Source organism: Anaerophaga thermohalophila str. Valhall, from assembly GCF_000250735.1.
Classification (GTDB): Bacteria; Bacteroidota; Bacteroidia; order Bacteroidales; family Marinilabiliaceae; genus Anaerophaga; species Anaerophaga thermohalophila_A.
In genome coordinates this window covers 1-9,203 of record NZ_AHZV01000276.1, presented here as the reverse complement: position 1 = coordinate 9,203, position 9,203 = coordinate 1, and the positions used below count along the sequence as shown (strand labels likewise).

The following is a 9,203-nucleotide window of genomic DNA, read 5'->3' as shown; positions in this document are numbered from 1 at the left end:
AGTTTATAGACGAGCTCTAATTAGTGTCTGTCCATAAAGTACCATTTGCTGTGTTACGCTCGCCGCCAAAAACTCATTTACGAAAAGTAAACTCCGTATTTTCGGGCTTCACAAGCCGTGCAACTGGCACTTTCTGAACAGACACTCAAATTGTAAAAATTTTTTGGTACTTTATAGACAACAGTCCGTTAAACTTTTACAATACGTTGCAAACCAATTGCTTGCATCTAAAGAGGTTTGTTTGTTAAAATGCAGTATATCAAGATTATATGAATCATCTTATATCTAAAAATCTAACGATCTATTGATAGAAACACACTACTTAAATGTATGCGTATGTCACTCAACAGAAAAGAATTTTTAAAAACCTTGTGCTTGTCCGGCGCATGCATTGGATGTTTGTCTGCACGAGGAAGAACAACGCATGCTGATGAACTGTCCAATGGGGGCGATCAGAAACAACCATTGCATCAGGCCTGGCTTGGAATATTGCTTTCCGCCATGAGCGCAGATGTTGATCATGAAAAGGCCAGGTCTTTGATGAAGCGTTGTTCTTCCGCGCACTTTGATGATTTGAAAATGAACGAATTGCTATCTCCATACAAAGGTAAAACGGATGCGTTCATTAGATTTCTTGAAGATGAGTGGGGATGGATTATTAATTTTGATGAGACTTCAAACGTGTTGATTGCTGACGAAAATAAAGATATTTGTGTGTGTCCCGTTTCAGGATATGAGAAGGGAGTTGATTCATCAGTTTTGTGTTATTGTTCTGAAGGTTTTGCGGAGAGAATGTTTTCAATAGTTTGGGGAAAACCTGTTTCGGCCAGGGTTGTTTCATCCATCCGCAGAAGTGATGAGCGTTGTTGTTACGAAGTAGTTCTGACATGAGCATAGTTGGCAAAATTTCTTATTGCTGTCGCATATTCCTTTGGAAAAATGTAGTATACGACAAAAGTTCCTTTGAAAAAATGTGTTACCTGGCAAAAGTTCCTTTGAAAAAGTGTAAGATTTGACATTTTTTCGTTCGAAAAAATGTATATTTACATCAATATCTTCAATAAAAATTGGTGTTAATTAGACTCAGATTATGGAAAGAATAGCAATGCAGGAACTTGTCGAATGGAAAAACCGTCCCGGACGAAAACCTCTTGTTTTAAGAGGGGCCCGGCAGGTCGGCAAAACCTGGCTGATAAAAGAATTTGGAAGACGGGAATATAACCGTGTGGCCTATGTGAATTTTGAACGATCAAAGGAATTGCAAACGCTTTTTAAAGAAAATTTTGATGTAAGGCGTATTTTAACTGCTCTACAAATTGAAACGGGTGTTAGAATTACTGCATCCGATACTTTAATTGTATTTGATGAAGTGCAGGAAGCAGAAGGAGCTTTAACCGCTTTAAAGTATTTTTATGAGAATTATCCGGAATATCATGTGATTGCAGCCGGTTCATTGCTGGGTGTTTCGTTGCATAGGGATACATCTTTCCCGGTGGGGAAGGTGGAGTTTTGTAATCTTTATCCACTGAATTTCGCTGAGTTTTTAAAGGCTGCAAAACAATTTGAATTATTGGACTTATTGAATAACAAAGACTGGGATCTGATCCGGACTTTTAAAGACAGGTATATTCAACTTTTAAAACAGTATTACTTTGTAGGAGGAATGCCTGAAGTAGTTAGTTGCTTTGTTGAGAATAACGATTTTAATGAAGTAAGAACCTTTCAAAAGAATATACTGACTGCTTATGAATTTGATTTTTCGAAGCATGCACCAAATGAGGTAGTGCCACGAATAAGAATGCTGTGGAATTCAATTCCTAAACAGTTGGCAAAAGAGAATAAAAAATTTATTTACGGAGCCATAAGGTCAGGTGCAAGAGCCAGGGATTATGAGTTGGCATTATCATGGCTGATAGATAGCGGTTTAGTACACAAAGTTTGCCGGGTATCGAAACCTGGAATGCCACTGAAGGCTTATGCAGAAGCCAATGTTTTTAAACTGTTTGTAACTGATGTTGGATTACTCGGTGCAATGGTGGATATAGACAAAAAAAGCATACTTGAGGGAAACAGGATTTTTGAGGAATTTAAAGGCGCTCTTACTGAACAGTATGTTCTACAGGAGATTTTGACTTTTCAGGATCTTTTTGTTTATTATTGGTCTACAGAAAAATCCATGGCCGAAATAGATTTTGTTATCCAGCACCAGGGGGAGGTGTTTCCAATAGAAGTGAAAGCGGAAGAAAATCTCCGTGCAAAAAGTTTACGATCTTTTTATCAAAGATTTCATCCACGGTTGGCTCTTCGTTTTTCCATGTCTGATTTCAGGGAGGAAGACTGGCTTACAAATGTACCGCTTTATGCAGTATATCATTTTATGAACTCTATAAACAAACAATAAAGTGCTAATAACAATAGTCAAGTTAAAAAAAAACTAAACGTAGAGACGCACTGACGCAAAGTTTTAGAATAAAGCCTTTGCGTCAGCGTTTAGACTTTTTAATTGATAATTAAACCAGGAGAAACTATGAAAAACCGCTTCTTTTTATTAATCACAATCATCGCCGGATTATTTTTTGTATCCTGCAACGACAAGACAGTTCAACCCGATGTGGAGCCATTTCCGCTGTCATCCGTGCGTTTGCTTGAGAGTCCTTTCAAACATGCCGAAGCATTGAACGAACAATATGTAATGGCTCACGATCCCGACCGTTTGTTGGCACCATATCTCATAGATGCCGGTTTGGAACCCAAAGCTCCGGGTTATGGAAACTGGGAAGGTTCCGGTCTGAATGGCCACATTGGCGGTCATTACCTGACGTCTTTGTCGCTGATGATTGCTTCTACCGGTAATGATGAAGCCCGCAAACGATTGAATTACATGATTGACGAATTGGCCCGTTGCCAGGAAGCCAATGGCAATGGTTATGTTGGTGGCATTCCCGGTGGTCAGTCCATGTGGGCCGAAATTGCCAAAGGAAACATTGATGCCGGTAACTTTTCGCTTAACGGCAAGTGGGTGCCTTTGTACAATATTCATAAACTCTATGCCGGATTGCGTGACGCATGGCTATATGCCGGAAATGAAAAGGCCAGAGATATGTTGATCAAACTAACCGACTGGTGCATTGATCTGACAGCTGATCTTTCCGATGATCAGATTCAGGAAATGTTGGTATCCGAACATGGCGGACTGAATGAAGTGTTTGCCGATGTGTATGATATAACCGGAGATGAGAAGTATCTGGAGCTGGCTCGCAGGTTCTCGCATCGTGAAATACTTGATCCGCTTCTGCAACACGAAGATAAGCTTACCGGGCTTCATGCCAACACACAGATTCCAAAGGTGGTTGGTTACATGCGGATTGCCGAATTGACCCATGATTCTGCGTGGATTGATGCATCTGATTTTTTCTTGGAATACCGTGGTAAATAACCGTACAATCACCATCGGTGGCAATTCAACGCATGAGCATTTCCATCCGGTTGATGATTTCTCTTCGATGGTTGAATCCCGTCAGGGACCGGAAACCTGTAATACTTACAACATGCTTAAGTTGTCGAAGCATCTGTTTTTGTACAAGAACGATCTTAAGTATATCGATTATTACGAACAGGCTTTATATAACCATATTCTCTCAACACAGCATCCAGAACATGGCGGACTGGTCTATTTTACTTCTATGCGCCCGCGTCACTACAGGGTTTATTCCAATCCTGAAAAGACCTTCTGGTGTTGCGTTGGCTCCGGAATTGAGAATCACGAAAAATATGGCGAATTGATTTATGCTCATGATAATGATGACGTTTTTGTCAATCTTTTTATTCCTTCCGAACTGAACTGGAAAGAGAAAGGCCTGAAACTGGTTCAGAAAACCGACTTCCCGGATATTGAAAAGACCACACTTCGTTTGCAACTTGACCAGCCTGATGAGTTTGTTGTCGGCATCCGTTGTCCTGCCTGGACTAAACCCGGAGAAATGAAAGTCACCGTTAACGGCAATTCTGTCAGCGGAGAGGCTGTTCCCGGCCAGTATTTCCCTGTTAACAGAAAATGGGAAGACGGCGATATTATTGAAGTTCAGCTGCCTATGCATACTTATGGAAAGTACTTACCCGATGAAAGCCCATATCTTTCATTGATGCATGGTCCTTTTGTTTTGGGGGCCGCCACCGATTCCACCCATCTGGAAGGATTGATTGCCGATGATAGTCGCATGGGACATATTGCCCACGGGCAGCTTTATCCACTGGATCAGGCCCCCATGTTGAAGATTGACGGTGAAAGCTGGGAAGAGGAGGTGATTCCTGTTGAGGATGAGCCAATGACTTTTAAAGCGCCCGGTTTAATTGTTCCCGATTCGGAAGATGATCTGGTATTGAAACCATTTTTCAGGATTCATGATGCCCGATATATTGTGTATTGGCGAACCGGCAGCAGTGATGAAATTGATTCTATCCGAAGTGCTATGTCTGAGCGCGATAGTGTATTACTTGCATTAGAAAAACGAACCATCGATGAGGTTGCTACCGGCGAGCAACAACCCGAATCGGAACATAACTTCAGGGGTGAAGCCACAGAAAGCGGTGTGCACATGGATCGTCACTGGAGACATGCTTCGCAATGGTTTGCTTATGATTTGAAAGATCCGGAAAAAGAAGCACAGGTCTTGAGAGTGACCTATTTCGGCGGGGATAGCGATCGTCATTTTGATATTCTCATTAACGATCAGAAAATCGAAGAAGTGAATCTTGATGGCTTTCAAGGGGATGGCTTCGTTGATGTTGACTATCAAATTCCGGAATCTATTATCCAGGAAGCTACCGACGGAGTTTTAACTGTTAAATTCAGTGCGCATGATGGTTCTCTTACCGGTGGAATTTATCATGTAAGATTGATGCGTAAATAGGAGCGGTGGTGTCTATGAGGAGGCACTAATCTTAATTGTGACAGGTTTTTTCTGCACTCAGGAAACGAAGTTATCGGTGACTGATCCCCGAAATCAAAATCACAATACAGAAAAAAATCTTTAAAACAAAAATTCGCAAAAGCCGTTTCGCTTCTTTTAAAAAGTTTTAAATTTGGTGTTTTAATTTTTTACCTGCGTTATTTATGGGTTTAGTCTAAAGAGCATCTTTGCGGCCATACTCATTCGCAAAAAACTGAAAAAACTGATCTATGAAGCGATTTGGCGTTGTCACTGTAACAACAGTCTTGTGTGTTTCTTTTGCTGCCGCCGGGCTGCTTAAAGCTCAAATTTCGGCATCAACAGCAAAAGCTCCCGTCGATTATGTGAATCCCCTGATGGGAACCGACTCGAAGTTTAGTCTTTCCAACGGGAATACTTATCCGGCCATTGCTCTGCCATGGGGCATGAATTTCTGGACCCCGCAAACTGCCAAAATGGGCGATGGATGGCAATATGCCTATGATGCCGATAAGATCCGCGGTTTCAAGCAAACACACCAGCCCAGTCCGTGGATGAACGATTATGGTAATTTTTCTCTGATGCCGGTTACCGGCCGGTTAAAGTTTACAGAAGAGGAGCGGGCCAGCTGGTTTTCGCATAAGGCAGAGATTGCCAAACCTCACTATTACCGTGTTTACCTGGCAGAATATGATGTTACAACAGAACTGACTACCACAGAACGAGCTGCTCGATTTCGCTTTACTTTCCCCGAAAACGACAGTTCTTTTGTGGTGATTGATGGTTTTGATCAGGGGTCGTACATCAAAATCGTGCCGGACGAGAATAAAATTATTGGTTATTCAACCCGGAACAGTGGGGGAGTGCCCGACAATTTCCGTAATTATTTCATCGTGGAATTCGATAAACCGTTTGAACAAACTCTGGTATGGAATAAGGACAGTTTGATTAATGACAAAATCGAATTGACGGCCGATCATGCCGGAGTTGTTATTGGTTTTTCTACCCAAAAGGGGGAGGTGGTCAATGCCCGTGTGGCCTCTTCTTTTATCAGTCACGAGCAGGCAGCCCGCAATTTGGAGGAGATTGGAGCCGATGACTTTGAAACGGTAAGGGCTAAAGGTCGCGACATCTGGAACAGGGAGTTGGGCCGTATGATTGTGAAAGGCGGATCGCTTGACCAAACGCGCATCTTTTACTCTACCCTTTATCGGACGTTGCTCTTTCCCCGGAAATTTTATGAATATGATGAAGATGGCAATATTGTGCATTACAGTCCATACAACGGAGAAGTGCTGCCGGGATATATGTTCACCGACAACGGTTTCTGGGATACATTCAGAGCTGTTTTTCCGTTTTTTAATCTGATGTATCCATCATTGAATGAGAAGATACAGGCCGGACTGGTAAATGCCTATAAAGAGAGTGGCTTTCTGCCCGAATGGGCCAGTCCGGGGCATCGTTCCGTGATGATTGGTAATAATTCGGCAACCATCGTAGCAGATGCTTATCTGAAAGGTCTCCGGGGTTATGATATGGAAACGCTTTATGAGGCTGTTTTACACGGCACCGAAAATGTACATCCCGAAGTGGAAGCGACCGGGCGTCTGGGGCATGAATATTATAATGAATTGGGATATGTTCCTTATGATGTCGGTATCAACGAAAGTGCTGCGCGCACACTGGAATATGCCTTTGCCGACTGGACGATCTGGAAGCTTGCAAAAGAACTGGATCGGCCCAAAAAAGAAATTAAACGTTTCAGAAAGCGAAGCCAGAACTACCGCAATTTGTTCGATCCAGAGACCAATCTGATGCGTGGAAAAAATGAGGATGGTTCTTTTCAGGAACCGTTCAATCCGCTGAAGTGGGGCGATGCCTTTACTGAAGGCAACAGCTGGCACTACACCTGGTCGGTATTTCATGATGTTCAGGGGCTGATTCATCTGATGGGGGGAGAAGATACTTTTGTTTCGATGCTTGATTCTGTATTTGCTATGCCCCCCGATTTTGACGACAGCTATTATGGCTTTCCTATTCATGAAATCCGGGAAATGCAGATTGTAAATATGGGACAATACGCACATGGCAATCAACCGATCCAGCATATGATCTATCTGTACAATTATGCCGGTCAACCCTGGAAAGCCCAATATTGGGTCAGAGAAGTAATGGATCGTTTATATACACCCAACCCGGATGGTTATTGCGGTGACGAAGACAACGGCCAGACTTCTGCCTGGTCGTTTTTAGCTCCATGGGATTTTATCCCGTTACCCCCGGAAGCGACCAATATGTGCTGGGATCACCTTTGTTTCCCCAGATGGAGGTTGAACTGGAAAACGGCAATAAAATTACCATTGAAGCGTTCGGCAACACCGACGAAACCCGCTACATTGACAAAATGTATATCGACGGTAAACCCTGGAACAAAAATTATGTCAATTATTTTGACCTGATGGACGGCGCCCATCTGGAATTTAAAATGAGCGAAGAACCCAATAAATCAAGAGGTATTGATGAGGAAGCTTATCCGTATTCGTTCTCTTCTGAAAATTAATTTGTAATCAATATGGTTTCCTGAGAAAATAAATATATAGTTACACAGAGATAACGGAGCTCATCACAGAGAGACACAGAGAAAAAGAGACTTTTTGGACACCCTCCTGCTTAGTTTTCATTTCAAATGTGCGACAAGTTTTTTTTAGTACTGATTACAAGTATGTTAAAGTTGTTTTCAAATATTTTTAACAGACACTGGTGTCCCTATGTATAAATTCGGATTGACCTGGGGATGCTTTCAAAATTCAAAATCTATGAAAAGAATCTTACTTTACACCGGACTTTTTTTGTTTCTGGCAAGTTGTCAGACATCACAGGAAAAAATCCCTGTTCATGCCTGGATGGGGGGCCCCGGTGAAGCCACAGACGAAGAGATTGCTGAAAATTTTGCCGATCTTAAAGAAAAAGGTATTGATGCCCTGATGTATAACGGAGGTCACGATCCGTCTACTTATGAGCGTGTCGGGAAACTGGCGCATGAAGCCGGTCTGGAATTTCATGCCTGGATTCCAACAATGGTTCAGGGTTATTCCGAAAAACTGGATTCATCCTGGTATGCTGTCAACGGAGAAGGAAAGTCGGCATTGACCGATCCGGCCTATGTGCCCTACTACACCTTTTTATGTCCTAACCGGGAAGGTGTATATAATTTCCTGGAAGAGTTGTATGTGAATGTTGCGCGCGTTAAGGACATTGATGGTATTCATCTCGATTATATTCGTTTTCCGGATGTGATATTGGCCCGTGGCCTTTGGGATAAGTACGATCTGGTGATGGATCGTGAATATCCGCAGTTTGATTACTGCTATTGCGATTCCTGTGTTGCCGATTTTGAGGATCAGACCGGAATCAATATTCTTGAGAAAGAAGACCCTTCGAAGGTGGAAGAATGGAAACAGTTTCGGTATGATTTGGTTACCAATGTTGTTAATCGACTGGCTGATGCAGTTCATAAGGAAGGCAAAGAGATTTCGGCTGCTGTTTTTCCGGGGCCTCATTCAGTGGCCAAAAAGATTGTCCGCCAGGAGTGGGACAAGTGGAACCTGGATGCTTTTTATCCCATGAATTACAACGATTTTTATCTTGAAGATACCGATTGGATTGGGGCTGTAACAAAGGAAGGCGTGGAGGCCATTAAAGGCCGGGGTGATCTATACAGCGGCTTGTTTATTTGTCCCGATCCCTCGAAAAAAAGTGATGAACCCGATCCGGAAAATCACGGTCTCACACCCGATCAGCTGAATGCAGCAATAAAAGCCTCAATGGAAAACGGAGCATCCGGTGTATGTCTGTTTACACCAGGTCGCATGACCGATAAGCATTGGAAAGTGTTTTCTGAAGCTATATATAACTATTACCATACAGGGGAAGAGGAACAATAGTACCATTACATAATTTTGGATTTCGATTTAATTAGTGTCTGTCCGGAAAGTACCATTTGCTGTGTTACGCTTGCCGCCAAAATCCTCATTTACGATTAGTAAACTCCGGTTTTGGCGGCTTCGCAAGCCTTGCAACTGGCACTTTCTGAACAGACACATGACCAGAAACAAGTTTTGCGTAATTTATAGACAAGCACTAATTAGCACCTGATATTGTATCTTGTGCCTGGAATGTCGAAATAATTCGCCTTTCGGGAAACTCTCATTCATCATCTTTGCATAAGCGTCTGCACCCTTAGCATAAGCGTCCGGCACTTTAGCATAAGCGTCC

The 9,203-nt window shown here is 42.5% G+C and carries 5 protein-coding genes and 1 pseudogene; all 6 read left to right on the top strand.

Annotated elements, in window-relative coordinates; all coding sequences use genetic code 11:
- The first annotated feature begins 336 nt into the window (after window positions 1-336).
- The 6 genes and pseudogenes from OQ5_RS0114595 (at window position 337) to OQ5_RS0114575 (ending at window position 8,872) form a co-directional block, all read left to right on the top strand.
- Window positions 337-891: a hypothetical protein gene (locus OQ5_RS0114595; protein ID WP_016778196.1), complete on the top strand. Its 555-nt coding sequence runs from the start codon at window positions 337-339 to the stop codon at window positions 889-891.
- Window positions 892-1,090: 199 nt separating this feature from the next.
- A complete protein-coding gene (locus OQ5_RS0114590; RefSeq protein WP_016778195.1) occupies window positions 1,091-2,401 on the top strand; it encodes an ATP-binding protein in 1,311 nt (436 codons plus the stop codon).
- A 126-nt stretch (window positions 2,402-2,527) separates the two neighbouring features.
- A complete protein-coding gene (locus tag OQ5_RS24850; protein WP_255297565.1) occupies window positions 2,528-3,436 on the top strand; it encodes a beta-L-arabinofuranosidase domain-containing protein in 909 nt (302 codons plus the stop codon).
- Complete coding sequence (locus OQ5_RS24845) at window positions 3,426-4,910, top strand: DUF6805 domain-containing protein (RefSeq protein WP_255297564.1); 1,485 nt, start codon at window positions 3,426-3,428, stop codon at window positions 4,908-4,910. Before OQ5_RS24850 ends, OQ5_RS24845 begins: the two co-directional genes overlap by 11 nt.
- Window positions 4,911-5,179: 269 nt before the next feature.
- Window positions 5,180-7,359, top strand: a pseudogene (locus OQ5_RS21235) (GH92 family glycosyl hydrolase); the annotation flags it as partial.
- A 385-nt stretch (window positions 7,360-7,744) separates the two neighbouring features.
- Window positions 7,745-8,872 carry a hypothetical protein gene (locus OQ5_RS0114575; RefSeq protein ID WP_026055316.1) on the top strand — a complete coding sequence of 376 codons (1,128 nt, stop codon included), beginning with the start codon at window positions 7,745-7,747 and terminating at the stop codon, window positions 8,870-8,872.
- Window positions 8,873-9,203: the final 331 nt, after the last annotated feature.

Coding starts and splice junctions, on each gene's coding strand:
- OQ5_RS0114595 (WP_016778196.1), top strand. CDS start 337: ATGTCACTCAACAGAAAAGAATTTTTAAAAACCTTGTGCTTGTCCGGC.
- OQ5_RS0114575 (WP_026055316.1), top strand. CDS start 7,745: ATGAAAAGAATCTTACTTTACACCGGACTTTTTTTGTTTCTGGCAAGT.
- OQ5_RS24850 (WP_255297565.1), top strand. CDS start 2,528: ATGAAAAACCGCTTCTTTTTATTAATCACAATCATCGCCGGATTATTT.
- OQ5_RS0114590 (WP_016778195.1), top strand. CDS start 1,091: ATGGAAAGAATAGCAATGCAGGAACTTGTCGAATGGAAAAACCGTCCC.